At 33.3% G+C, this 25,632-nt stretch carries 24 protein-coding genes; 3 read left to right on the top strand and 21 right to left on the bottom strand.

The features are described 5' to 3' along the window. The 9 genes from Q7P22_RS02285 to Q7P22_RS02245 form a co-directional block, all read right to left on the bottom strand. Positions 1 to 304, bottom strand: a 304-nt coding sequence (locus Q7P22_RS02285) for a signal recognition particle receptor subunit alpha (RefSeq protein ID WP_303860124.1), incomplete at its 3' end; no start/stop codon positions are given. Continuing rightward, positions 304 to 3,876 (bottom strand): chromosome segregation protein SMC, encoded by a 3,573-nt coding sequence (gene smc / locus Q7P22_RS02280; protein WP_303860121.1) that lies wholly within the window; start codon positions 3,874 to 3,876, stop codon positions 304 to 306. The genes smc and Q7P22_RS02285, both read right to left, overlap by 1 nt. A 323-nt stretch (positions 3,877 to 4,199) precedes the next feature. Further along, a complete protein-coding gene (locus Q7P22_RS02275) occupies positions 4,200 to 5,285 on the bottom strand; it encodes an elongator complex protein 3 (RefSeq protein ID WP_303860119.1) in 1,086 nt (361 codons plus the stop codon). Then, complete coding sequence (rnc, locus tag Q7P22_RS02270; RefSeq protein WP_303860118.1) at positions 5,275 to 5,967, bottom strand: ribonuclease III; 693 nt, start codon at positions 5,965 to 5,967, stop codon at positions 5,275 to 5,277. The genes Q7P22_RS02275 and rnc overlap by 11 nt, the downstream gene beginning before the upstream one ends. A 136-nt stretch (positions 5,968 to 6,103) precedes the next feature. Beyond that, positions 6,104 to 6,331, bottom strand: coding sequence for an acyl carrier protein (gene acpP / locus Q7P22_RS02265; protein ID WP_303860116.1), 228 nt, complete (start codon positions 6,329 to 6,331; stop codon positions 6,104 to 6,106). Between the two features lie 35 nt (positions 6,332 to 6,366). After that, complete coding sequence (plsX, locus tag Q7P22_RS02260) at positions 6,367 to 7,362, bottom strand: phosphate acyltransferase PlsX (protein WP_303860114.1); 996 nt, start codon at positions 7,360 to 7,362, stop codon at positions 6,367 to 6,369. A gap of 149 nt (positions 7,363 to 7,511) precedes the next feature. After that, a complete protein-coding gene (gene rpmF, locus Q7P22_RS02255; RefSeq protein ID WP_113919715.1) occupies positions 7,512 to 7,685 on the bottom strand; it encodes a 50S ribosomal protein L32 in 174 nt (57 codons plus the stop codon). A gap of 11 nt (positions 7,686 to 7,696) precedes the next feature. Continuing rightward, a complete protein-coding gene (locus Q7P22_RS02250) occupies positions 7,697 to 8,167 on the bottom strand; it encodes a DUF177 domain-containing protein (RefSeq protein WP_303860109.1) in 471 nt (156 codons plus the stop codon). A gap of 83 nt (positions 8,168 to 8,250) precedes the next feature. After that, positions 8,251 to 9,447 (bottom strand): acetate/propionate family kinase, encoded by a 1,197-nt coding sequence (locus Q7P22_RS02245; RefSeq protein WP_303860107.1) that lies wholly within the window; start codon positions 9,445 to 9,447, stop codon positions 8,251 to 8,253. 142 nt (positions 9,448 to 9,589) lie between these two features. Between Q7P22_RS02245 and Q7P22_RS02240 the strand changes: the two genes are divergently transcribed. Beyond that, positions 9,590 to 10,810 (top strand): nucleotidyltransferase, encoded by a 1,221-nt coding sequence (locus Q7P22_RS02240; protein WP_303860105.1) that lies wholly within the window; start codon positions 9,590 to 9,592, stop codon positions 10,808 to 10,810. 209 nt (positions 10,811 to 11,019) lie between these two features. Then, the gene (locus Q7P22_RS02235; RefSeq protein ID WP_303860103.1) at positions 11,020 to 12,102 is read left to right on the top strand and encodes a hypothetical protein; all 1,083 of its coding nucleotides are present in this window, start codon (positions 11,020 to 11,022) and stop codon (positions 12,100 to 12,102) included. Positions 12,103 to 12,243: 141 nt separating this feature from the next. Here Q7P22_RS02235 and Q7P22_RS02230 read toward each other — a convergent pair whose 3' ends face one another. The 6 genes from Q7P22_RS02230 to Q7P22_RS02205 are packed head-to-tail and all read right to left on the bottom strand — an operon-like array spanning position 12,244 to position 17,812. After that, positions 12,244 to 12,687, bottom strand: coding sequence for an ATPase (locus Q7P22_RS02230; protein ID WP_303860101.1), 444 nt, complete (start codon positions 12,685 to 12,687; stop codon positions 12,244 to 12,246). After that, complete coding sequence (coaD, locus tag Q7P22_RS02225) at positions 12,684 to 13,172, bottom strand: pantetheine-phosphate adenylyltransferase (RefSeq protein ID WP_303860099.1); 489 nt, start codon at positions 13,170 to 13,172, stop codon at positions 12,684 to 12,686. Before coaD ends, Q7P22_RS02230 begins: the two co-directional genes overlap by 4 nt. A 16-nt stretch (positions 13,173 to 13,188) precedes the next feature. Then, on the bottom strand, positions 13,189 to 13,743 hold the full coding sequence (rsmD, locus tag Q7P22_RS02220; RefSeq protein WP_303860097.1) for a 16S rRNA (guanine(966)-N(2))-methyltransferase RsmD: 555 nt from the start codon (positions 13,741 to 13,743) through the stop codon (positions 13,189 to 13,191). Positions 13,744 to 13,753: 10 nt separating this feature from the next. Next, positions 13,754 to 15,793, bottom strand: a complete 2,040-nt coding sequence (gene recG, locus Q7P22_RS02215) for an ATP-dependent DNA helicase RecG (protein WP_303860095.1) — start codon at positions 15,791 to 15,793, stop codon at positions 13,754 to 13,756. Positions 15,794 to 15,827: 34 nt separating this feature from the next. After that, the gene (locus Q7P22_RS02210; protein ID WP_303860093.1) at positions 15,828 to 17,450 is read right to left on the bottom strand and encodes a DAK2 domain-containing protein; all 1,623 of its coding nucleotides are present in this window, start codon (positions 17,448 to 17,450) and stop codon (positions 15,828 to 15,830) included. Positions 17,451 to 17,461: 11 nt separating this feature from the next. Further along, on the bottom strand, positions 17,462 to 17,812 hold the full coding sequence (locus Q7P22_RS02205; protein ID WP_303860092.1) for an Asp23/Gls24 family envelope stress response protein: 351 nt from the start codon (positions 17,810 to 17,812) through the stop codon (positions 17,462 to 17,464). Positions 17,813 to 18,039: 227 nt separating this feature from the next. Between Q7P22_RS02205 and rpmB the strand changes: the two genes are divergently transcribed. After that, positions 18,040 to 18,231 carry a 50S ribosomal protein L28 gene (gene rpmB / locus Q7P22_RS02200; RefSeq protein ID WP_303860090.1) on the top strand — a complete coding sequence of 64 codons (192 nt, stop codon included), beginning with the start codon at positions 18,040 to 18,042 and terminating at the stop codon, positions 18,229 to 18,231. Positions 18,232 to 18,751: 520 nt separating this feature from the next. Here the strand turns inward: rpmB and Q7P22_RS02195 are convergent. The 6 genes from Q7P22_RS02195 to rsmB all read right to left on the bottom strand — a co-directional run bounded on the left by Q7P22_RS02195 (position 18,752) and on the right by rsmB (position 25,629). Next, entirely contained in the window at positions 18,752 to 19,393 is a 642-nt protein-coding gene (locus Q7P22_RS02195; protein WP_303860088.1) for a thiamine diphosphokinase, read from the bottom strand. Between the two features lie 8 nt (positions 19,394 to 19,401). Then, on the bottom strand, positions 19,402 to 20,274 hold the full coding sequence (gene rsgA / locus Q7P22_RS02190) for a ribosome small subunit-dependent GTPase A (RefSeq protein ID WP_303860087.1): 873 nt from the start codon (positions 20,272 to 20,274) through the stop codon (positions 19,402 to 19,404). A 14-nt stretch (positions 20,275 to 20,288) separates the two neighbouring features. Beyond that, the gene (gene pknB, locus Q7P22_RS02185; protein WP_303860085.1) at positions 20,289 to 22,211 is read right to left on the bottom strand and encodes a Stk1 family PASTA domain-containing Ser/Thr kinase; all 1,923 of its coding nucleotides are present in this window, start codon (positions 22,209 to 22,211) and stop codon (positions 20,289 to 20,291) included. Further along, positions 22,208 to 22,948 (bottom strand): Stp1/IreP family PP2C-type Ser/Thr phosphatase, encoded by a 741-nt coding sequence (locus tag Q7P22_RS02180; RefSeq protein ID WP_303860083.1) that lies wholly within the window; start codon positions 22,946 to 22,948, stop codon positions 22,208 to 22,210. Before Q7P22_RS02180 ends, pknB begins: the two co-directional genes overlap by 4 nt. Before the next feature lie 4 nt (positions 22,949 to 22,952). Continuing rightward, positions 22,953 to 23,990, bottom strand: coding sequence for a 23S rRNA (adenine(2503)-C(2))-methyltransferase RlmN (gene rlmN / locus Q7P22_RS02175; RefSeq protein WP_303860081.1), 1,038 nt, complete (start codon positions 23,988 to 23,990; stop codon positions 22,953 to 22,955). 298 nt (positions 23,991 to 24,288) lie between these two features. Further along, positions 24,289 to 25,629, bottom strand: coding sequence for a 16S rRNA (cytosine(967)-C(5))-methyltransferase RsmB (rsmB, locus tag Q7P22_RS02170; protein WP_303860079.1), 1,341 nt, complete (start codon positions 25,627 to 25,629; stop codon positions 24,289 to 24,291). Between the last annotated feature and the right edge of the window lie 3 nt (positions 25,630 to 25,632).

Raw genomic sequence — 25,632 nt, 5'->3', positions numbered from 1 at the left:
GGTACTCATAGCTCGTATCTTGTTCATGGCTAATCATCTCTGCAATAATTTCTTTTATAGCATTCTTTACAGAGTCCTTACTTTTAAGATTTTCTTTCGCTATTTTTTCTCTCGTATTTTTGATAATTTCCTGTGTCGTTTCTACTCCTAAATCTGCTAATATTAAGATTTCTTCTAGCTCTTCAAAGAAATCATCATCATATACTCCTGAGTAATTAATCAACTGATCTATCTTACCTGAAAAATTATTTTTTGTCTTTACTAAACTTTCTTTTAATTTTGAAAAAAATCCATCCTTTGCCATTATACATTCACCTCATTCTCTAATATATGGCTCATCTCGACAGAGACAATTTTTGAGACGCCATCTTTATTCATAGATATTCCATATAATCTATCTGCTATTTCCATAGTCCCTTTTCTATGAGTAATGGTAATAAACTGATTTTCTTTTGAAACATTATAAAGATACTTTGAAAACCTATCTACATTGCTGTCATCTAGAGCTGCATCGATTTCGTCAAGTATGCAAAAGGGGGTAGGTTTAATATTGATAATCGCAAATAACAATGCGATAGCAGTAAGAGATTTTTCTCCTCCTGACAAAAGACTTATATTTTTTAATTTTTTGCCTGGGGGTTGTACTTCAATGTCGATACCTGTTTCCATAATATTATTGGAATCTTCTAAAATAAGCTTTGCCGTGCCTCCATTAAAAAGTTTCGTAAAGGTACAATCAAACTCTTTCTTAATCAACTCAAATTGCTCCACAAACTGGCCTTCCATATGAACTGTAATTTCCTCGATAATTTCATGTAAAGAATCTTTTGCCTTCGTCAAATCATCTCTTTGTAAGGTCAAAAACTCATATCTCTCTTTGACTTCCTTATATTGTTCTACTGAATCTACATTTACAGAACCTAAATCTTTTATTTGAGTTTTGTAACTCTTTAAAATCTTCATTTCGGCATTTAAGCTTTCAATCTCGTAATAGTACTCTTTGGCCATAGCATAATTAACTTGATAATCTTCAAAAATATTGTTTTCAAGTTGCTCTAGTTCTGCCGTTTTATTTTCCACCTTGTTGACCATCTTATTATAGCTTTCGTTAATGAGCACATTTTCTTTGTTTAGTTCTTTGATCTTTTCCTGCAAATGGTCAATCTGATGATTTTTGTTTTTCTTTTCTTCTGTATGTGATTCCATACTTTCTCTTAACTGACTTTTTGCTTTTTCCAACTGATTTATTTGCCTATTGGCCTCTTCAATAATCTTTTCTAGCTCTTTGTTATCAAGTATTAACTTATCCATTTCCTCTTTATTTAATAATACTTTGTGAGTATTTTCCTCAAGAGTATGGATAAAATCTTCTCTTTGTGTTTGATAATAATTGTACCTTTCTTCCGCTTTTGCTATAGAAAGCTTGATTTGTAGTATCTTTTCATCAAGTTTATCAATCGTTTCTTGTATTTGATCATCTACCTTAAATTGATTTACATCTCCTAAAGATTCCTTTTCGATTTGAGTAGATGCTAGTATTTTTTTTAAATCTTCAATATTTTCTTCTTCCTTTGCTCTCTGATGGTGAATTTCATCTATTTTAATTTGTAGAGAGGATTTATTTTTTAATTCACTACATACTTTATCCTTAAGCTGTTCACAAATTTGTTTTACAAGTTTTTCTTCTGTATGTAATCTATTTAGCTTTTTCTCTAAAGAAGCCATTTCAACTTTTCCTTGCTCTACAAACTCTTTTACACCATTATGTTCCTTTTCACACCTTTTTATTTTTTCCTGTAAACTTTTCATTGAAAATTCTAAATCCATTACTTCTTGTTTTCGCTGTATAATACTAGTGGTCTTATTTTTGTGGGCTCCACCTACAATGGCTCCTCCAGGAAAAAAGATTTCACCATTAAGAGTTATAATTTTGTACTTGTAAAAAGTAAGCTTACTAATCTTTTTTGCTGCAATTATATCTTCTACAATAAGAACTTTGCCAAGTAGATTATAGACAATATTTTTATACTTTTCATCGAACTCAATCAAATTGCTTCCCAAATCAATGAAGCCTTTTTGAGAGACAATTTTAGGTTCTAATTTAAGAACTTGACCCTTTACGATATTTAATGGTAAAAAGGTTGCCCTTCCCCATTTGTTTGTATTTAATATCTTAATACATTCATGAGCAGTATTTTCATTTTCAACAATAAGGTTATGAACGGTACTGCCAAGTGAAGTTTCAATCGCTAGAGCATATCTTTTAGGGACTTCTAAAATATTCCCAACTACATCGTGTAGATGCTCTGACAAAAACGTATTTTTCTTTTTTTCCCTAAGTAGGTTTTTTACACTGTTTTGATAACCTATAAAATCCTCATTGCTATTCATAAGATTATATCTTGAATGAAGCTTATTATATTGGCTTTCATCGAATTTTAACTCTGAAGATAATGCATGAGATTTCTCTTGAGCTTTAACAAGGCGTTCTTTTTTCTCCTTGTATTGCCTTTTTAAGGAGTTCATATCTTCAGAAAGTTTATCTTGTTTTTTCTTTTCCTCTTCTATAGATACACTTGCTTCCTGGATAGAAATACTGCATTCATCTACTCTTCTCTGCAAATCTGCTAGGTGATCTAAAGTATATTTGTCTTTGTTTTCTAAAAGAGCAAGATTACTAATTGTATCAGAAATTTTCTTATCTATTTTGTCAATCAAATTCTTTTTTTCTATATAAATCTGTTGTTGGGATCTTATCAGCAATTCGTTTTGACTTTTTTCTTCTTGTAAAGAACAAATCTGATTTTTCTGTTCTTTAAGTTCTCCATCAATAGAAAAAATACTACGCTTAATAGATTCTATCTTTTGATTCAAAGTATGATTTAGCTCTTGAATTTCCTTATTTAATTTCTCTAAGGAAGAAATCTTATCTTGATTGTTCTCTATTTTTATAGTAGACATTTGAATATCTGTGTTGCTCTTTTGATAGGCCTCGTTTAGGGCAAGGTAGTGTTCATTGACTTTTTTAAGCTCTTCATCAATAAATTCTACTTCCACTCGAAGTTTTTGATAAGCTGTATCTTTAAGGGATATCTCTTCACTCTTCCTAGATAATTCTTCTTGTATGTGGTTTGCATTCTGCTCTAGCTCTTTTAATGCTCTCTGTAATTCATTTACTCGATGTACAAAGAGATTTAATTCTACTCTTTTCAGCTTTTCCCTTCGTTCAAGATATAAAAAGGCCTTTTCTGATTGCTTTTTTAAAGTAGGAATTTGTTTTTCTAATTCAAAGATAATATCTCCTATTCGATATAGATTATCTTGAGTCTTTTCTAGTTTTCTCTGTGACTCTAACTTTCTGTTTTTAAACTTTACAATTCCAGCTGCTTCCTCAATTAAAAGCCTTCGTTCCTGTGAGTTGCTAGAGACAATATGATCAATCTTACCTTGTCCAATAATAGAATAACCTTCCTTGCCTAAACCTGTGTCAGCAAATAAATCTAGAACATCTTTTAGGCGACAAGGAGATTTATTAATATAATACTCGCTTTCTCCAGATCGATAAAGTCTTCTTGTAACACTTATTTCACTATATTCTATTGGAAATGAACCAGAGTGGTTGTCTATGATTAGTGATACCTCTGCAACGCCTAAAGGTTTTCGAGCTTCCGTCCCAGAAAAAATCACATCTTCCATCTTACTGCCTCGAAGGGTCTTTATTTTCTGCTCTCCTAATACCCACTTAATCGCATCAGAAACATTGCTCTTCCCACTTCCATTTGGTCCAACGATAGCTGTTATTCCATCTTTAAATTCTAAATTTGTTTTATCTGCAAAAGATTTAAATCCAAAAATCTCTAGTCTCTTTAAATGCAAAATATCACCTCCTTCGGCGCCTTTGACGATTTAAGGTCATCAGGTGGTAATCAAAACCATTAAATATGAATGCTGAAAGCGGAAATCAACCTTGCCTATAGGCGAGGTGTGTTTTTCTCGACATTCCACATTCCGCTAAAGGTTTTTTGCTGTCCAACCGATCAACCTTTAATACAAAGCAAAGTCGAAGGATCTCGTTTTATTTACATCTTAAGATACTTCTATACGCGAGATACTTCGACTTCCCTCAGCATGTCTGTCATTTCAAATAATAACCAACTTCCAACTATGCACTTTAAATCTTAAACTCTACATCTTATACTTTAAATTACACACTTTATCCAACTATTAATTTTATCACAAAACTCTTTCTTATTTAAGAAATAACTTTTGTTCTCATACTCAATAATCATATCTTCTATCAAACTACGTTCTTCTAGAAATTTGTATTTTATTTTATATTTATTCTCTAATTTGTTTCTATTTTCGCCTTTGTTTCCACTGATTTTAGAGAAATTCTTTGGGTTGGCCCTTATATAAATTTGAGTGTTTTGTAAATTATGTTCTTGAACCAACTCTTCAATCATATACCAGTAGATTCTACTTTCTACCATTTCGCCAAAAGCACTGTGAAAAGGTCCTGCTATTATATTGTCTTCATAGAGTAGCGATTCTGATGCATGTAAACCCATGCGAATGATATCTGTTCCTATTTGTTTAAAGAGAATATATCCAATCATAGTCCATTCTACTGCTTCATCCAAGGACAAAGGCTTATATAGCCCCTCATCAAACATCTCTTCCATTTCTGTCCCTTCAATGACAATTGTAGGGTAAATTCGAAGAGTACTGGGTTTAAGTGGAAGTAAATCTATGCAAGTCTTAATAAACTTGTCCTTTGTATCTTTAGGGAGACCAGGCATAATCTGAAAACCGTAATCGATTTGTACTGTGATTAGGTTTTTTACAGCTATTTGAATGTCTTTCATCGAGTAATAGCGCTTTGCACAATTTAATACCTCTGGATTTGTAGACTGAATGCCTAGTTCTACATGGTCTACTTTATACTCTTTAAGAAGATTGACTTGATTTTCATCCATATAATCAGGCCTGGTAGAAAGACGTATATATTGTATCTTATTATTATGTTTGTATTCTCTAGCTATTTCAAGATACATTTTTTGTTTTGATTGGGGTATAGCTGTGAAACTCCCTCCATAAAAAGCCAATATAATGCTGTATTTACTTCTATCAATAGTCAAAAGAGATGCTTCAATAATATCTTTAATTTCTTCTATACTAGGTGATTTTATTGAACCAGATATCTTTTTCTGATTGCAGAAAACACAGTCATGAGGACAGCCTTCGTGAGGAATAAAAATAGGTATGACCTTTGTCCTATTTTTCATTCACTTCTCCTAAAAAAATCAGACCATTATACGCCGCATGTTGCTCTGCCTCTTTTTTACTGCTTCCTGCTCCCGAACCAATTACTTTTCCATTTAAGAACAATTCAATATTAAAGATTTTATCGTGTTCAGGACCTTCTTCGCTAATCACTACATAATCGATATCATTAGCTGCATTTTGTTGAATATGCTCTTGCAATTTAGTTTTATAATCAAATACCAACTTCCCTTTAACGGAATCATCAATATTATTTTTTAATTTACATAATATAAACTTCCTTGCTTCTTCTAAACCCCCATCAATGAATATCCCTCCAATAATGGCTTCAAAAGTATTGGCTAGAATAGACTTTCGAGTTCGACCCCCTGTGTTTTCTTCGCCCTTACCCATATAAATATAATTTCCCAATTGAAAATCTGATGCAGCCATGGCAAGTGAATCCGTACAAACGATTTTTGCCCTAAGCTTTGTCATTTCACCTTCTGCTCTATTATTGCAGTTTTCATACAAATAATGACTGACAACTAATTCAAGTACTGCATCTCCAAGAAACTCAAGTCTCTCGTTATTTTTTAGCTTGCTCTTATCGTTAATAAAAGAACTGTGAGTTAGAGCATTTTTCAATATGCTTTGATCTTTAAAATGATAATCAATTACTATTTCAATTTTCTCGTCTTTCATATTTCCCCTCCATTTCATAAGACATTTCTATTTATACTATGCGCATGAATTCTCGTATTTATCCTTGATTAACAATGGTTGAACGTGCATCCGCTTTCCGCACTTTTATAGAAAATAAAAGCCCTATATAGGACTTTTACCTGTTTTTGAAGTACTCAACCACGTCTCCAACTGTCTTAATTTGCTCAATTTCTTCGTCTTCTATTTCTAAATCAAATTCATCTTCAAATGACATGACCATTTCTGCTAAATCAAGAGAGTCCGCCCCTAAGTCTTCAATAAAGCTTGCTTCTAATGTGACTAATGACTCATCAATATCGATTTGATCAAGAATTATTTTTTTTACTGTTTCAAAAACATCCATCTTTCACACCTCCCACTATATAAAAATTACACGATTTACTCCTTAATTTCAACTACTTTATTAGAGATTTTCTTCGTTATTTTTTCTTCTTGGTACTTTATAGCTTGTTTTATAGCACTAGTAATGGCTTTTGCATTAGAACTTCCGTGAGCCTTAATGATTCCACCTTTTACGCCCAGCAAAGGAGCTCCGCCTACTTCGGTGTAATCCATTTTTTTCTTAAATTCTTTCAAAGCAGGTTTTAACAATAGTCCACCAATTTTCGCCCTAGTTGAACTCATAATCGTTTCTTTTAAAGCATCCATTAAGAATTGCCCTACACCTTCTGTAGCCTTTAAAATCATATTGCCAGCAAAGCCATCACATACAATGATGTCTACATCACCTTGGAGGATATCTCTAGCCTCTACATTTCCAACAAAATTGATGTTTGTTTCTTTTAGCAATTGATAAGATTCTTTTGTTAGTTCATTTCCCTTTTTTTCTTCCGTCCCAATATTTGCGAGAGCGACCTTTGGGTTTTTTATCCGTAGCAAATCCTCTGCATAAATACTGGCCATAATGGCAAATTGCTGTAAATAAATTGGTTTACAATCTACATTTGCCCCTGAGTCCAGTAAAAGAGAAAATCCCTTTTTGGTAGGCAACATAACAGTAAGAGCTGGCCTTTGTATCCCCTTAATCCTTCCTACTAAGAGGGTTCCTCCAGCAAGTAAAGCACCAGTGCTTCCAGCAGAAACAAGTACAGAGTCTTCTTCTTCCTTTACTCTTCTTAAGCCTATAACTAATGACGACTGCTTTTTTCTACGTATAGCCAACGCAGGATCTTCATTATTAGTTATAATCTCAGAAGCTGGTATAACTTCAATAAGGTCTTTTTGATACGACTCTTTTTGGAGCAACTCATGGATTTTCTCCTCATCTCCGATGATGGTAATCTTCTTTTTAAATTCTTTGCTTGCATCGACGCATCCTTTTACCACAGCATCGGGTGCGTGATCTCCACCCATTCCGTCTACATAGATATTCATATATTCACCTCTTTTTTTTAGTTGGTCGGTTGGTCAGAAAAAGAGTAAAGGTAAAATCCGTAACTCACCTATGAAGGAGCTACAAGCCCACAACATACCACCTGTTTTTAACCAATTTAAAAAAAGGCAGAGAATATTCCCTGCCTTCTTTATACTTCTAATATTCCCTTATCTTTATACGTTCCACAAGATTTACATACTCTATGAGGTAATTTGGTTTCACCACATTTAGGGCATGTACTCATACCTGGAATACTCAATTTGTAGTGAGTTCTTCTCTTATCTCTTCTAGATTTTGATATTCTATTCTTTGGTACAGCCATTTCTACACCTCCTATTCGTCCCCATTTAATAGATTTTTCAGAACAGACAAACGAGGATCTACCTGCTCTTCCTTGCACTTACAAGAAAGAATATTTAAGTTTGTCCCACATTCTGCACAGAGACCATTACAATTTTCAGTGCACAAAGGTTTTATGGGGAGATTAAGTAAGATATTTTCTCTCAACAGTTCTGTCAAATCTATCGTTTCATTCTGCAAAATTCCTTGATCCTCCACTAGATTATAACTTTCCTGTAGGTGTAAATTTAGTGGACAAATAAATTCTTCAATACATCTGGAACATACAAGATGTACCTGCGCCTTTACTTGAAGATCCACCTTAAGGACATTATCCTCAACGTAAAGAATACCTCCTACCTCAATAGAATCATCTTTTGACTCGGGCAAAAGATGATGCATTTGAGTTTTGATATCAATTTTGTCGCTATTCCCTTTTATAAGATGTGAAATATTAATAATCAAAGAATCACCTCTGAACTCGCAGAGTTAATTATATATTCAATATGATACTTTGTCAAGAGAATCAATTCATTTAATTTTCCGCACTATTTGCCAACAATATCCTTGGTATCTCTTGCTATGGCCATTTCTTCATCTGTTGGAATAACGATTACTTTTACCTTTGATTCTGGAGTAGAAATTATGATTTCTTCGCCACGCATTCCATTTTTGTCATCGTCAATTGCAAGTCCTAAATAAGTTAAACCTTCACATATAGCTTTTCTACTTGTAGCTGAATTTTCGCCTAAACCTGCTGTAAATATAATCGCATCAACACCATTCATAGCTGCTACATAAGATCCAATAGCTGTTTTTACTTTGTATATGAATACAGCTATTGCTAATTTTGCTCTTTCATTTCCACCGTCGCCTGCATTTTCAATATCTCTAAAGTCTGAACTCACACCAGAAATACCTAATACACCTGATTTTTTATTCATGATTGTATCTAAGTCATGTGCAGTAAGGTTTTCTTTATCTTGTAAGAACGTTACAATTGATGGGTCAATGTTTCCACATCTTGTTCCCATTGCTAAACCTTCTAATGGAGTAAAGCCCATTGTAGTATCAACTGACTTTCCATTTTTAACAGCTGTTAAACTAGCTCCATTACCTAAATGGCAAGAAACAAGCTTTAATTCTTCTATTGGCTTGTCTAAAATATGAGCTGCTCTACCAGAAACATATTTGTGAGAAGTACCATGGAAGCCATATTTTCTAACTTTGTATTTTTCGTAATATTCATATGGTAATGCATAGGTATATGCTTCTTTAGGCATTGTTTGATGGAAAGCTGTATCAAATACTGCAACCATAGGTACGCCTGGTAGTAAAGCTTGACATGCAGTGATTCCTAATATATTAGCTGGATTGTGTAGTGGTGCAAGTTCAACGCATTTTTCGATAGCTTCAATTACTTTTTCATCGATTAAAACAGATGATGAATAATACTCGCCACCATGAACGATTCTATGTCCTACGGCATCGATTTCATTAAGAGATTTAATTACACCACAGTTTTCATCTACTAATGATTCCATTACTAGATTTAAAGCTTTTTGATGATCACTTAATTTACCGTTTTTGACTACTTTGTCTTTGCCTACAGGAGTATGACTAAAAATGGAGTCTTCTAAACCGATCTTTTCTGCTAACCCTTTTGCTATTACTTCTTCGTTGTTCATGTTAATAAGTTGGTATTTCAATGAAGAACTACCACAGTTAATGACTAAAATGTTCATAATTTAACATCTCCTACTTTAAATTTCTTACACATCATTTATTATTTTATCATAGATTTTTATAATTTCTACAAAATCACTTTAAAAAAACAAAAATATACGTTATTATTTTTATATTACAATTAAAATTGAGGTGTAATTCTTGAAACTACTCAGTATTGTTGCCGAATATAACCCTTTTCATAACGGACACAAATATCATTTATTGAAATCTCTAGAAAAAAGCCATGCTACGCACTCCATGGCCGTTATGAGTGGCAGTTTTCTACAAAGAGGAGAACCAGCATTAGTGGACAAGTGGATTCGCGCTCAAATTGCTGTAAAGAGCGGACTTGACCTTGTTGCAGAATTACCTTTTGTATACTCCTGTCAAAGCGCTGAAATCTTTGCTTATGGAGCTATTACTACTTTAGATTCTTTAAATGTGGTGGATGCAGTTAGCTTTGGATGTGAAGACCCTGATTTAAACAAAATTTTTCAAGTAGCCAAGATATTAGTAGAGGAACCACAAGAATATAAAGAAGTTCTAAAAGAACAGTTAAAGAGTGGGATTTCCTATCCCAAAGGGCGTCAATACGCTGTTGAAGCCTATTTGCAAGGTTCAGGTGATATTTTATCTAATCCTAATAATATTTTAGCCATTGAATACATGAAGTGGCTTTATTCTCTAAAAAGTTCTATAAAGCCTATAGCCATACAGAGAGTCCACGCAGGTTATCACCACGAAAAATCCGTAAACAACTACGCTGGAGCAACGTATATTCGAAATCAAATCCAAAAGACTAATAGCGTAAAAAATATAGAAAACTTACTGCCAAAAGAGACTACAGAACAATTGTCTATATACGAAAAAACAATGATTTATAATTTCTTAAGCCACTATTATACTCTCATTGTAGGTGATTTGCTTAAAACCTCTAAAGAAGATATGAAAGACACTTTCGATGTAAAAGAAGGACTAGAAAATAGAATTTTAAAAGCTTCTATTGGATCTAGTACTATGGATGAACTTCTCGATCAAATCATCAGCAAAAGATACACAAAAACGAGAATCAAGAGAATTCTTATTAACCAACTGCTGAACCACAAAGAGGAGTATGTTTATAAAGTCTTTAAAAATCCTAACTATACGCCTTATTTAAGAGTTTTAGCCTTTAATGATAAGGGAAAAGAAATCCTCCGTGAAATTCGCGAAAAAAGCAACATTCCAATAATTACAAATTTATCAAAAGACATCAAGTCTCTAAATGAAATCCAAAGATACGCTATAGAAAAGGATGTTTTATCTACCAATTACTATTATCTTATGACGAATCCATCAAAACTTAATGAAGACTACAGGAGAAAGCCAGAAATTATATAAGCATGCAGTATCTACTTTTGTTTTAGGTTCTTAGACAAACCATTGGAATTTTGAAGGATTAAAATCTATCGTGCTGTACTATTACAATATAGTTATGTAAGTCTTTTTTTCAAGCGAATAATTTTAAAATGAGTATAATAGAATAATGTATGATAAGATTAAAAATCAAATTTAATTCGAGCTTTCTATTAATATTCGCTACTGTTTTTATGTTAGCAAATTTGATTGTAGAGCCAGAGCTTGCCATTTCATCAGTAATCGGCGGTATTGAGCTGTGGTTCTACAATGTTATGCCGAGTTTATTTCCCTATATGATTTTTAGTAGCATGTTATTTCAATTAAATGTAGCCTATATCTTTCAACGTTTTTTTAACAAGCCTATGGATAAGATTTTTAATGTTTCAGGTAGCGGAATCTTGCCTATTGTTATGGGCTATATTTCCGGATATCCATTAGGGGCTAAACTAATAGCTGATTTGAGAAAGGAAAATGTAACCTCTTTAGAAGAGAGCTACAAACTACTTGCTATGTGCAGCTCTACAGGACCAGCATTTATTATTGGAATCATCGCTACACAAATGTTTGATAATGCTGCGATTATTCCTGTACTACTTATTGCTAATTATTTAGGAAGCATATTAAACACCCTTTTACTAAAGAGATTATATAAGGAGGATATCTCACTCAATACCTTTAAAAGGTGTCAGACAAAGAATGTTTCGAACATTATCAACACAGCAATTGTAGACTCCACACATAATGTAATCAAAATTTGTGGGTATATGGTCTTTTTTAACTTAGTGATTCACTATCTCGATGCCAGAGACATTTTAGATATATTTACAGACTTCTTTTATAAGTATTTAAATGTCTTTTATTTTAGCCCTGAACTAGTTAAGGGTTTATTTTATGGCTTATTTGAAATCACATTAGGTATCGATGGAATTAGTAAGTGCAGTGATCCTTTAATAACAAAAGTAGCCATCACTGCCCTAGTCACAGCTTGGAGTGGTTTTTCTATTCATATGCAAACGAATTCCTTTCTAGTAGAAACAGATCTTAAATATACTAGATTTTTGCTAGGTAAAATAACACAGTCTATCCTCTCTACTATCCTAGCAGTGATAAGTTATAAACTACTTTATCCAACAGCATTAAGCGTATACAATAGTTTTCATATAGGAAGAGCCTTTGAACACTTTAACTATCCAGCCTACTATTTTCAGTCCATTGTTGCGCTCTCCATCACTACCCTTTTACTCCTGGCCTTCCGCAAAAAAAACAGCGACTAATAAAGCCTAAACGCTTTACTAGTTGCTGTTTTCATATAATACAAAGAGTGCCTCAACTATTTAGTAATCAGTCGCCAAACTAAGGTCATGCCTCATAGGACCTAAAAGAAATACATACAAACCGATTGCTGGTCGCTGTAATTAATTGCCTTTTAATTCATTTCGATTTTCTTCAATTTGCCCTATTACGCTATTGAGATTCATTTGAACTTTTCTCAGAATATTATCTGCATACTCATTTGTAGATTGCCTGATTTCTGTAGAAATTTCTTCTGCTCTTTTTCGAATTTCTTCTGCTTCTAGGTATGCAGATTGAGTGATTTGATTTTCATCTACCATATCTCTAATTTTAGATTCTGCATCATTTATAATTCTCTCTGCATCATTTTGAGCTTCAATTAGAATTTTTTTTCGTTCTTCCCTTACATATTGAGCTTCTTTTAAGTCTTCAGGTAAATTTTGCATAATTTCTTGTACAATTTCTAATACTTGCTCAGGATTTACCATTACTTTTGATGACAATGGCAGACTAGATGCTTCTTGTATAATTCTTTCTAATTCGTTTAGCAATGAAATGATCTTCATTTCTTTCTCCTTTCAATCTTATGGATGATATTTTTATGTACATATTCAGGAACCAAATCCTTCATCTCTCCATTAAACATAGCTAACTCTTTTACCGCACTAGAACTCAAATAAGAGTACTCTACTTTGGTAACTAGAAATATGGTTTCAACATGATTGCATAATTTTTTATTCATTAAAGCCATCTGAAATTCATTTTCAAAATCAGACATAGCTCTTAACCCTCTTATGATGATATTAATTTTTTTGCTACACATATAATTTACAAGTAAACCTTCAAAACTATCTACTTCTACATTGGGCAAATGTTCCACAGATTTAGAAATCAAGTCTAACCTTTCTTCTAAAGAAAACATAGCGTTTTTATTCTTATTTACAAGTACTACTACGATTAGTTTCTCAACCATTTTTGATCCACGTTCAATAATGTCAAGATGTCCATTGGTAATGGGATCAAAGCTGCCTGGATATACAGCTACTTTCATTTATCCACCTTCTCGTTTAAGTTTGTTCTTTATAATAGGACATGATTGTAGTTCCGTAAACTCGTTGATCCACTTTTATAAATTGTCCGATTTGTTCTTTGAGTTCCATCCTGTTGTCGTGTTCTGCAATAATAATTCCATCTTCAGCTAAAAGATTGTTTTCACTTATGATTTCGACTAACCTACTAATAATATTTAAATGATAGGGTGGATCCATAAAAATAATATCTGCTTTTACATTCTTATTTACTAAAGAGGTAAGAGCAGAAGACGCATCAACAGGAAGTACGATACCTTTTTCTCCTAATCGAGCTATTTCAAGATTCCTTCTTATAAGCTTAATGCTTTCCCCGTGATTATCTATAAAATAAGCTTGTCTTGCACCTCGGCTTAAGGCTTCAATGCCTATACCTCCCGTGCCTGCAAAGCAATCAATTATTACAGCATCTCTTACATATGGATTAATAATATTAAATAATGTTTCTTTTATACGATCTGTTGTAGGCCTAACTCTTTCGTCATTAGGCGCCAGTAACTTTTTTCCTTTTGCTGTTCCAGTAATTACTCTCATATCTACTCCATCAATTCATTGAGATTTGATCTAATTTATCTTGAAAGGCAATCAAAACCTTTTTTTTAATATATTCTTGCTCCGTTGAATGTAAAATATACTCAACCATTTCATTAACTTCTAGTAAAATACTCTGATGTTTTGACAAATCAGCCAATTTAAAACTTGGCAATCCATGCTGACGAAAACCAAAATAGTCTCCTGGCCCTCGCAACTCTAAATCCCTCTCGGAAATATAAAATCCATCCGTGCTTTGAATCAATACATCCATTCGTTGTTTCGTCTTGTGACTTTTGCTATCCGTCAGTAAAATGCAGTGGGATTGATGTTCTCCTCTACCTACTCGCCCTCGCAACTGATGGAGCTGAGCAAGGCCAAATCTTTCCGCATTTTCAATCAACATAATAGTAGCATTGGGTACATTAATGCCTACCTCAACGACTGTAGTACAAATGAGAACCTTAATTTTGTTTTCGTAAAAAGCTCTCATGACTTCTTCTTTTTCCTCACCACTCATTTTACCATGAAGCAGGCCTATAGGTATATCCCTAAAAGCCCCATTTCTACATTTTTCGTAAACTTCCTCTGCAGAATTCATCTGATCATTAATTTCAATACTAGGACATAAAATATAGGCTTGTCTGCCCTCTGAAATTTCATTTAAGATCATCTTATAAATGCGGGACCTATAACCGGTATTGACGCTGTAAGTCTTTATGGGCTTTCTCCCCGCCGGAAGGGTATTTATCGTAGAAACTTCCAAATCTCCGTATAGAACTAATGAAGTAGTTCGGGGTATAGGCGTTGCACTCATAACGATAATATGAGGATCTTTACCCTTATTTGACAATTGTTTTCTCTGTCTAACACCAAAGCGGTGCTGTTCATCTGTTATGACTAGACCTAGATTTGAAAATTCTACATCTTCTTGCAATACCCCGTGAGTAGCTACTATAAGATTGTACTCTCCAGTAGCAATCTTATGTAAGTACTCTAACCGCTGTTTTGTGGTCTTAAATTTCGTCATAAGACCTACTCTTGCACCTATATTTAACTTGCTAAACAAATCACTTATGTATTCGTAATGTTGCTCTGCCAAGATTGCAGTAGGAACCATCATGACCCCTTGGTATCCATTTAATAAACATATAAATAACATAATAACTGCAACAATAGTCTTTCCGCTTCCTACATCACCTTGGATTAAGCGATTAATCTGTTTGTTCATACGAATATCTTTATATAGTTCCTCTAAGACTTCCTTTTGAGATAAGGTTAGTTGAAAAGGTAAAATATTTAATAACTCCTGAACTTGATTTATTCTATTATCGTCTAGGAAAAAAGGTAATGGATCCTTCTTTGTTTCTTCTTTCATAGAACGAAAAGCAATTTGAATCTCTAAAAATTCATTAAATATCAAGCGATGCCTTGCTCTAGATAAATCTTCACGATTTTTGGCGTAATGAATTTTCTCATAAGCTTCTTTTAGACCCATGAGCTTGTACTTATTTATAAGTTCTTGAGATAGGTAATCCTCTACTGTAATACTCTTATTAAAGACATTTTTAATCGCTTTTCGAATATCTTTATGTGTTAGACCTTTTGTCAAAGAGTATTTTGGGATAAAACTAAATAAATCTTCTGCATGTAGCTCAAAAATCTCTGGCATTTCCATTTGTATATTATGAAAGGACTTCTTTACTTTGCCGTAAAAATAGTAGGTTTTTCCTACAAATACCGTTCGACCTATATAAGGTGAATTATACCATACTACTTCAAAGCTACCCAAATGATCCCCAGCTCTTGCCTTTGTTATACTTAAATTACTCCTGATTTTGCGAGTAACCAGATTGCTTGTTATTGTAGCTTTTATTAGCGACTTATGATTGTCCATCGCCTCTTCTATAGATATTAATTTCGTTCGATCCTCATAAGAAATGGGATAGTATTCAATTAAATCCCCTATTTTATAAATTCCCAGAGTGCGAAATAATTTTTCTTTTGCATTCCCTATTCCCTTTATATCAATAATGGGATCTCTAAGATTCATCGTAAAACCTTCCACTCTTTCATTTCTATCTGTTTTATTCTACTGATAGTATAAAATAATATAAGCTTTGTCCACCGTAATTGCCTTCTATATCAATATCAGAATACTTTTCTTCTAATTCTTCTATTAGATTATTAACATCTTCTTCTTCTATTTCAGCACCGTAATAAAGAGAAAGAAGAGACGTATCCTCATCAATCATATTCTCGATGAGATTTCTAGTTACCTCAAAAACATTTTGACCCACGGCTGTAATATCTTTTTCTAATATGCCAATAATATCGTCTTTTTTGATTTCTAATGAATTAAAAGAGGTGTCGCGAACAGCATAGGTTACTTGACCTGTTTTAACCTCTTGAATAGCTTCATTCATTTGCGAAGTATTTTCTTCTACATCACCTTCTAAATTGAACGCTAAAAGAGCAGAAATCCCTTGTGGTATGCTCTTAGTTGAAATTACAGTTATAGGCACCTGGCTAATTTCCTTAGCTTGGTTTGCAGCTAAGAGTATATTGCTATTATTTGGCAAAATAAAGATATGCTTTGCATTAATATGTTCGATTTTATTTAAGAAGTCTTGAGTGCTTGGATTCATAGTTTGACCACCTTCAATAACTTCGTCTACACCAAGGCTTTTAAACAATTTTTCAAGACCATCTCCTGCGGCTACGCTAATAAAACCGTACTCTTTTTCCTCTCCTTTTATCTTTTGGGAAGGATTATTAGCCACTTGTTCCCTCATATTGTCAATTTTAATTCTTGTCACTGATCCTATTTCTAAAGCCCAGTTTAAAGCTTTATCTGGTTGATCTGTATGAACATGAACTTTTATCTTTTCTTCATCTCCAACAACGATAACAGAATCCCCTATTGATGCCAAATTTTCTTTTAATGTATTTTCTATAGAAGATTCTTCTATTCCGCTTAATATGATAAACTCGGTACAATAACCGAAGGTAATATCTTCTGCAGACATAATATGATCTTCAAACATTTTACTTGTAGATGGTAGTTCATCTGTTGTTTCCATCGGGATGGATTTCCCAGATAGAATTTCATAAGCGCCTTCAATGATACACAATAATCCCTTACCACCAGAATCCACTACGCCTGCCTCTTTAAGCACTGGCAATTGTTCTGGTGTATTGGCTAAGGCACTTTTCCCTTGTTCAATTACTGCTAATAACATCTCGTCCATGTATTTGTATTTGCTAGCATTTTCTACTGCAAATTCAGCCATTTCACGGGCAACAGTTAATATTGTCCCCTCAATAGGTCTCATAACTGCTTTATAGGACATAGCAGACGCTTCTTTCAGCGCATTGGCCAAGCCGAAGGTATTTAAAGTTTTTCGGTTTTCACAGCCCTTTGCAAAACCTCTAAAAAGTTGTGAGAGGATTACTCCCGAGTTTCCTCTAGCTCCCATCAATGCCCCACTAGAAGCCATCTGTGCAATTTTTGATAAATCCTTTTCAGATGCCCTTTTGAGTTCATCTGCTGCATATTGTATGGTTAGAGACATATTGGTCCCCGTATCTCCATCTGGAACAGGAAAAACATTTAAATCGTCTACAATTTTTTTATTCTTTTCTAGATTTACCGCACCATTGATGACAATGGCTTTAAGCATACTTCCGTCTATTTCTTTAATTTGCATTGTAATCCTCCTTACACCCTGACGCTTTCAACAATGACATTGATTTTATCAATCTTAATGCCTGTTTGTTTTTCTACATAATACTTTACTTTATCAATAATATTTTCTGCAACTACTGATATTTTCACACCGTATTCGATTATAACATATAAATCGATGATAAGCTTATTATCTGTTTGTGTGATTTTAACGCCTTTTCTCAGATTTTCCTTTTTTAAAAGTTCTACAAAACCATCTGTAGTTCTTTTAGAGGCCATGCCAACTAAACCATAGCACTCCATTGCTGCCATACCAGCAATCGTCGCTATGACACTTTCTGAAATGTTTATACAGCCGTGTTCATTATAAATTTTTGCAATCATTCGAATTCCTCCTTAAACCTTTAATCATATTCTAATTTAATTTACAATATTATTCAAGTTATTACGTATAGTAAGGTTTACCTACATTTCTACTACTGCATTAAAATATCTTATCTTTTTTAGTAAATTGTAAAAAAATGATTTAAATGTTTTATTGATATTACATGAATCCTTGTGCTATAATAATAGTGCTTTGAAAGTAAGGCACGGATAAGGAGGTAAGAAATATGTCTAAAGTATGTCATGTTTGTGGCAAAGGTCCAGTAGCAGGCAATCAAGTAAGCCATTCTATTAAACATACAAAGAGAGTTTGGAATCCAAACTTACAAAAAATTAGAGCAATGGTTGACGGTTCTCCAAGGAGAGTTTTGGTTTGCACAAGATGTTTGAGATCTAATAAAGTTCAAAGAGCTATGTAATTAAAGAAACTATTTAAAAAAAGAAAATCTTTTTAGATTTTCTTTTTTTATACAAAAATTTTTAGTCGCTAATCTTTAGTCACTAACATTAGGACGCTCCTTTAGGCTCGTAATAGATCTTTCCTATTAAGGAACAATAGTTAAATAGTAATATAACTGTACAATCTATACTTTTAACTTTACCTCTGCAATAAAAGGGAAGCCCATATTAAATATTCACAGACTTCCCTTTTACTTTATTTATGAATTCAAATATCCCCGAAATGCAATTTATCTATTACCTCGCATCTTTCGTTAACGCAAAAACTTATCAAATAGGTGAAGTTTGTACAATACAAATACTAATAAACCAATGAGACTTATTAATATTAAGTACCATACCCAATCTGGAAGCAACAAAACCAACAGTACTACTACTAGACAGTATACAATATAATTAATATAGCATTTATTTATTCTCATTTTTTTCACCATACAATACCCTTTTACTTTATTGTATTTAAAAAGTGGTGAAATGTTCTTAATCACGAGAAATAATTACCAATAATTCTCCATGTTTAATTTCTACTTTTGCAAAATCTTCTTCTATAATATTGCTGATTCCATAGCTACTCGCCTTCACCATAGAATGATTATCTAACGAATAATATAAACCATTCGTTGTAACCCCTTCTACCCCTTCAGAAAAGGGGATTAAAGATAAGGTACTTCCTTTTCTGTTGTAAAGTTCTATTTTATCATTGATAAGATAAATCTCATTTTTTTCATCAATAATCCGTCCATAGACCTTTTGAGATAATAGCTTTTTTAGTAAAGCAATATTTGCCAAACTATGATCTACTCTGTCTCCAAGACAACCAATCATTGTAATATGGGAGTATCTATGATCTATTAGATAGTCGAGGACGATCTCCGTATCTGTAGCATCTTTTTCAACAGGATATTTTATGATTTCTACACCTCTATCTTGTACATCCTGTAAAAGAGATTCTTCTGTAGAGTCAAAATCCCCAATTGCTATATCAGGGTTCAAATTGAGAAGAAGGGCATTTTTTAACCCTCCATCTGCACAAATAATTAAGTCAAAATGATTTTTTAGTACATGAGAATAATAAAATTCTTCATTTTTAATACTGCCATTTGCAATAACCAAAGCTTTCATATTTTACCTCAGTATTTCTTCGTTGCTTTTATTGAGTGCAACATTTCAATATAACTTGAATAACGAGACGAAGCAATCTCACCATTTTCAACGGCTTCCTTAATAGCACAATTTGGCTCCCTGTCATGAACACAAGAATTGAATTTACATTGACCTAAAAGATCAGAAAATTCAGGGAAAGATTCCATTAATTCTTCTAGTTCAATTTCTTGAGCTCCATTAATATTGCTAAAACCTGGAGTATCTGCAATATAGGTATTCTCTTCAAGTTCAAAAAGCTCTACATGACGGGTTGTGTGTTTTCCCCTCTCTATTTTACTGCTAATTTCCCCTGTTTCAGCTTTATTTTGAGGCATAAGGCTATTTAATAGAGAAGACTTGCCCACACCTGAAGCTCCAGAAAAAACATTAATATTACCTCGTAGCATGTCTTTTAACTCCTGTAAACCTGTTTGCTCTTTTACACTGGTAAAAAGAATTTTATAATTGGTATTAATAAAGTGTTCCCTAATTTCTTCTTTTTGTTCCTCATTAATTAATTCGCTTTTATTAAAACATAGTACATTTTTAATATCTAGGTGCTCTGAATACACTAAAATATTGTTGACGAAATGAAGGTTTATCGCCGGTTGTACTACAGCAGATACGACAATATTTTGAGTAATATTACTAATAGGAGGGCGTATTAAGACATTTTTTCTTGGGTATATTTCCTCAATAGCACCTTTTTCATTTTGATCTATAGTAATCTCTACATAATCACCTATATATGGTTTATGCTTATCTTTACGAAAAATGCCCCTTGCCTTGCATTCATATATCTTTTCTTCACTTTTTACATAATAAAACCCGCCAATACCTTTAATAATAATCCCATTCATCTTTTACCTCTTTTTCAAAAACTAATGTTTTCAGCATTGTAAATCGTATTGTTAATTTGAACTTGATAAGACTGTACGCCAATGCCTTTAAGCTCTACAGTTATGGTTTCATTGGATAAATGCGCCTTTTCGTATTGAAGAGTAGATACATTTTTATCATCTATTAAAAATACTTTTACTCGCACTTGCTGGGGCTCTTCTTTATCCTTATCTTTGCCTTTACCATTCTCATCTTCATCTTCATCCGCACCATATAAATAAGACGCGATATTAATACTGATTGATTTTGATTTTACTAATCCCTTGCTGATTGTGAGATTTACGACAGATTTTTTTTGTAATTCTACTCCAGCTTTCGGATCTTGATTTATGACGATATTTTTTTCGTATTTATTGCTGACTTCCTCTTTGATGCTTCCTAAAGTAAGACCTCCGGACAAGAGAATTTCTTTTGCTTCATCTATAGTCTTTCCTACAAGGTCGTTTAATACTGCTGAGTCTTTGCCTTGACTGACATAAAGCTTTATTTCTGCCCCTTCTTTCACTAAAGTCCCAGGAGCTGGAGATTGCTCGTATATCATGCCCTTTTCGTAATCTTCATTGTACTTTCGCTCTATTTCATTGATTACAAAGCCCGTGTTTTCAAGGATCTGTATTCCTTCTACTTCATACTGCTTCGTTACATCAGGCAGTTTTACTTGTTTTACTCCATCACTAATATATAGTACTACTTCTTGACCTTCTTTTAACATCGTGCCTGCCACAGGATCTTGTTCAATTACATGGTCGATTGATACACTAGAACTGTTTTCTCTTTCTAATCTGTAATCGAGCTTATATCCTTGCAATACATCAATTGCTTCTTCCATAGTTTGATTACTTAAGTCTGGAACTTTGACTTCTTCCACATCAAAAGCATTGACCAAAACAAATACCATAATCCCTAGTATAATTGGAATTAATACTATGGCCATTAGTTGTTTCTTTCCCCATTTAAACTTTTCTTTCTTAGGTGTTTCCTTAATATCCTGAGACTTTTTCTCCTCTAATTGTGCATCTCCAATAATCGGCGTTTTTTTGGTTTCATCGGATAAATCAGGCTCATCCATAAATCTGGTAGTAGGATTATTTTGAATGGTTATCAAATCTATTATTAACTCTCTAGCATTGTGATAACGATCCATGGAACTTTTTTTTACGAGCTTGTAAACAATATCTATTAATCCTTCAGGCACATCTTGAATACCCTCTGGAAATCGAATTTCTTCTTGAATATGCTTAATTGCTACAGAAACAGAATTGTCGCTGTCAAAAGGTACCTCCCCTGTAAGCATTTCATATAAGACAATTCCTAAAGAATATAAGTCTGATTTGGCATCTACAAAACCACCCCTAGCCTGCTCTGGTGATATATAATGTACAGAACCCATAGTTTCTTCCACTAAAGTTATTGTAGCACTAGATATGGCTCTTGCAATTCCAAAATCTGTTACCTTTGGTATCATATCTTCATTTAATAAGATATTATGAGGTTTAATGTCTCTGTGTATAATATTGTTCTTATGAGCGTGATCTAAAGCAAAGGCAATTTGTTTAATCAAAAACAAAGCTTCTTTCCAAGGTAATTTCCCTTGCTCCTTAATATAAGCTTTTAAGGTTTTTCCATTAACATATTCCATTACGATATAGTGATTATTATCCTGTACGCCTACATCAAAAACATTTACAATATTATTGTGAGAGAGGCTTGCTGCAGCTTGAGATTCTCTTTTGAATTTATTGATAAATTGCTCATTATCATTAAATTCATTTTTTAATATTTTAACAGCAACTAGTCTATTAAGAAGTTTATCCTTAGCCTTATATACAACAGCCATCCCACCTATGCCAATGACTTCCATCAACTCGTATCGATTTCCTAATAGCTTAGCTGTCATAGGACCACCTCCGGTTTATAGACTATTACAGTGATATTATCATGACCGCCATACTCATTTGCCTTTTGAACCAATACCTCTACTGCCTCTTCACAATTGTGCTTATTGATAATGTCTTTTATCTCTTCAGCTTCTACTTCATTGGTAAGGCCGTCTGTGCAAAGTAAGATGGCATCTCCACTTTTTAACTCACATTGATAGTAATCTACTTCAATTTCTTCATCCGTCCCAATGGCTCTAGTAATAACATTTTTGTTGGGATATGTTTGGGCTTCCTCTCTAGAAATCTCTCCTTGAGAAATAAGTTGCTCTACTAAAGAGTGGTCTCTAGTAAGCTGTAAAATTTCTTTTTCATTTATGATATAAGCTCTGCTGTCTCCTACATGAAAAATATGAACTTGTTGATTCGCTATAATCGATAAACAAAGGGTTGTTCCCATTTTGCTCAAATTCACATCATTACTACCCATTTCATAGATGATTTTGTTGATTTTTTTAATAATCTCTATTACCTCTTGCTCTTGAATTCGTTCTTCATCTATTATATTGGTATTATCAAATTTATCTTTTATTTCTTTTACTAAAGTACTGCTGGCAATTTCACCTGCATTATGTCCACCAAGACCATCTGCTACAGCCAATATGATTACTTTTGCACTAGATTTCTCTAATACGAGGTAGGCATCTTGGTTTTTGGCTCTTAAATTGCCAATATGGCTTTTATAACCAATGTCCATTATTTCACCCCTTAGGTTTTTCAGTATGATTTCTACGCAATTGACCACATGCCGCGTTAATACTCGAGCCTAATTCTCTTCGAATAGTCGTGGGTACACCGATATCATTTAAATAACGGCTGAACCTTATTATATTATCTTTCGAACTTTTTATAAAGTCTCTTTCTTTAATTTCATTTACAGGTATTAAATTCACATGACAATTGAGACCTTTTAATAGAGCTTCTAGTTCCTTCGCATGCTCTATTTTATCATTTACGCCATTGACCATTGAGTATTCAAAGCTTATTCGCCTTCCTGTCTTTTCAATATAAAATTTACAGGCTTTGATTAATTGTTCTAAGGGATATTTTTTGTTTATTGGCATCATTTTTGACCTAATAAAATCATTTGAACCATGTAACGAAATCGATAAATTAATCTGCAAATTTTCTTTTGCTAAATCATATATTTTAGGTACAATACCACAGGTGGAAAGTGAGAGATGTCTTTGACCAATATTTATTCCATTTGAATTATTGACATTATAGATAAATTTTAAAACCTCATCATAATTATCTAAAGGCTCTCCACTGCCCATTAAAACCACATTTGAGATTCGGATTTGAAAATGATTTTCTACAACCATAATTTGATCGATGATCTCACCACTAGTCAAACTCCTCACGATACCCTCTAAAGTGGACGCACAAAATGTACAGCCCATTTTGCAGCCTACCTGGGTGGAAACACATAAGGCGTAGCCGTATTTATATTTCATCAAAACCCCCTCAATGGTGTTTTGATCGTTTAAAGAGAATAAAAACTTATGGGTTTCATCTTTTTCATCTATTAATATTTTTTCAATCTTAATATGTTCAATCGTGTATTTTTCTTTTAATTTTTCTCTTGTATCTTTTGGCAAATTGGTCATATGATCAATAGATGGAGTTCTATGCTTGTATACCCATTCATAAATCTGCTTTCCTCGAAATTTCGCTTCCCCCAGCTCTCTTACTACTTCGTATAATTGATCTTGAGTCAATCCGATAAGATTTGTCATAATCTGTTCCTTTCTAATTTACCTTACTATAGAATACCAAAAAATCATCAATTTCTCCACTAAAACTACAAATATTGTCGAATTGTAAAGAATCTGCGGTGCTTTAGTTGTATGTTGTATGTTGTACGTAAAACCTTTTGAGTTATTAGCTACTAAGGTATCAATATCTAATGCGTTAAATTGGACCTAGTAGTTGCTTAAGTTATCCTGAGGAGCTTGCGAAAGATCCCTACTGCTAAACAACGAAGCGCAATAACTTAAGCTCCTATTAAGCAAAAAAGCGCCATTATGGCGCTTATCAAGTTCTCTTTTGAATTTTTGACATAAAGAATCCATCCCATTGGTCTTCTTTTGGGAAGGTTTGTACAAAGTGCTCATTTAGTAAAATTGTTTCATCAATTCCTTTTAAACTTAATAAAGATGCACTCTGATTATTGTCAATTAAACCATTTACTACTTCTTCATTTTCTCGCCTATTGATAGTACAAGTACTGTATACTAAAATACCACCAGGCTTTAAATAATCAAAGGCATTTTTTATTAAGCTCTTTTGAATCTGTATTATAGCTTTAATATCCTCTTCACTGAGATTCCATTTAATATCTGGTTTTCGCCTTAAAATCCCTAGTCCTGAACAAGGTGCATCTAAAAGTATTTTGTCATACTTTTCCTCGTCTTCAGGATAAAACTTGAGCCCATCTTTTAATTCCAACCGAACATTTTTTAAGCCTAATCTTTTACAATTCTCATCTATGAGCTTAAGCTTGTGATCGTAAATATCTCGAGCAGTCAGCCCAGGAGTATCTTTTATCATTTCCCCTATATGAGTAGTTTTCCCACCTGGAGCACTACACATATCTAAGATTTCTTCACCATGTTTGGGATCTAATAAGTCTACTGTCATCATGGCTGCCTCATCTTGTATGATAAACAGTCCTTCTTGATAACTAGGATTTTTGCTTATATCTGAAAACTGATTTATGATAATAGAATAGTCCCTGAGTTTCCCATCTTCTACACCAATGCCCTCTATAGCCAAAGATTCTTTGAGTTCTTCTTTTGTGGTCTTTAGCCTATTAACGCGAGCAGTTATAGGCGCATTTTTCATGGATTCCTCAAAAAAATTTTCTACTACTTCCATAGGATACTGCTCTTTAAGCATATTCACAAGCCAAATAGGTGCAGAGTATTTAATCGTCATTTTTTCATCTCCTTCAAAATGATGTTGGAGAATCTCCTCTTTATTTCTAAGGATAGAGCGAAGTACGCCATTGACAAACTTATCCGATTTACCCTTAGAGTACTTTTTACTCAAATTGACGCTTTCATTTACTGCTGCAAAATGAGGCACCTTGTCTAAAAAAAATACTTGATAAACCCCAATGCGAAGGATTTCTAAAAGCATTGGGGCAATTTTTTTTAATTTAATCTTACTGTAATTAGAAATAACCCAATCACAGTAACTCCTATGCTTAATCACTCCGTAAACCAGTGTATTAACAAAGGGTTTATCTATTGAAGACAATTTAGAGTCCTTCAAACTCTTTTTTAAAGCGATATTTACAAAGGCTTTGTTGTGATTGATTTCATATAACGTTTTTACTGCTAATTCTCTTGGATAATCTACTTTATAACCCATAAA

The organism is Alkalibaculum bacchi, from assembly GCF_937875145.1.
GTDB classification, from domain to species: Bacteria; Bacillota; Clostridia; order Eubacteriales; family Alkalibacteraceae; genus Alkalibaculum; species Alkalibaculum bacchi_A.
Note: the sequence above shows the minus strand (reverse complement) of the source record. Positions and strands in the feature narration are given on the sequence as shown.

What these genes read in the sequence shown, in the direction of transcription:
- Q7P22_RS02275 (WP_303860119.1), bottom strand. Translation starts at nt 5,285, where the DNA reads ATGAAAAATAGGACAAAGGTCATACCTATTTTTATTCCTCACGAAGGC.
- rnc (WP_303860118.1), bottom strand. Translation starts at nt 5,967, where the DNA reads ATGAAAGACGAGAAAATTGAAATAGTAATTGATTATCATTTTAAAGAT.
- acpP (WP_303860116.1), bottom strand. Translation starts at nt 6,331, where the DNA reads ATGGATGTTTTTGAAACAGTAAAAAAAATAATTCTTGATCAAATCGAT.
- plsX (WP_303860114.1), bottom strand. Translation starts at nt 7,362, where the DNA reads ATGAATATCTATGTAGACGGAATGGGTGGAGATCACGCACCCGATGCT.
- rpmF (WP_113919715.1), bottom strand. Translation starts at nt 7,685, where the DNA reads ATGGCTGTACCAAAGAATAGAATATCAAAATCTAGAAGAGATAAGAGA.
- Q7P22_RS02245 (WP_303860107.1), bottom strand. Translation starts at nt 9,447, where the DNA reads ATGAACATTTTAGTCATTAACTGTGGTAGTTCTTCATTGAAATACCAA.
- Q7P22_RS02235 (WP_303860103.1), top strand. Translation starts at nt 11,020, where the DNA reads ATGTTAGCAAATTTGATTGTAGAGCCAGAGCTTGCCATTTCATCAGTA.
- Q7P22_RS02230 (WP_303860101.1), bottom strand. Translation starts at nt 12,687, where the DNA reads ATGAAGATCATTTCATTGCTAAACGAATTAGAAAGAATTATACAAGAA.
- coaD (WP_303860099.1), bottom strand. Translation starts at nt 13,172, where the DNA reads ATGAAAGTAGCTGTATATCCAGGCAGCTTTGATCCCATTACCAATGGA.
- rsmD (WP_303860097.1), bottom strand. Translation starts at nt 13,743, where the DNA reads ATGAGAGTAATTACTGGAACAGCAAAAGGAAAAAAGTTACTGGCGCCT.
- recG (WP_303860095.1), bottom strand. Translation starts at nt 15,793, where the DNA reads ATGAATCTTAGAGATCCCATTATTGATATAAAGGGAATAGGGAATGCA.
- Q7P22_RS02210 (WP_303860093.1), bottom strand. Translation starts at nt 17,450, where the DNA reads ATGCAAATTAAAGAAATAGACGGAAGTATGCTTAAAGCCATTGTCATC.
- Q7P22_RS02205 (WP_303860092.1), bottom strand. Translation starts at nt 17,812, where the DNA reads ATGATTGCAAAAATTTATAATGAACACGGCTGTATAAACATTTCAGAA.
- rpmB (WP_303860090.1), top strand. Translation starts at nt 18,040, where the DNA reads ATGTCTAAAGTATGTCATGTTTGTGGCAAAGGTCCAGTAGCAGGCAAT.
- Q7P22_RS02195 (WP_303860088.1), bottom strand. Translation starts at nt 19,393, where the DNA reads ATGAAAGCTTTGGTTATTGCAAATGGCAGTATTAAAAATGAAGAATTT.
- rsgA (WP_303860087.1), bottom strand. Translation starts at nt 20,274, where the DNA reads ATGAATGGGATTATTATTAAAGGTATTGGCGGGTTTTATTATGTAAAA.
- pknB (WP_303860085.1), bottom strand. Translation starts at nt 22,211, where the DNA reads ATGACAGCTAAGCTATTAGGAAATCGATACGAGTTGATGGAAGTCATT.
- Q7P22_RS02180 (WP_303860083.1), bottom strand. Translation starts at nt 22,948, where the DNA reads ATGGACATTGGTTATAAAAGCCATATTGGCAATTTAAGAGCCAAAAAC.
- rlmN (WP_303860081.1), bottom strand. Translation starts at nt 23,990, where the DNA reads ATGACAAATCTTATCGGATTGACTCAAGATCAATTATACGAAGTAGTA.
- rsmB (WP_303860079.1), bottom strand. Translation starts at nt 25,629, where the DNA reads ATGGGTTATAAAGTAGATTATCCAAGAGAATTAGCAGTAAAAACGTTA.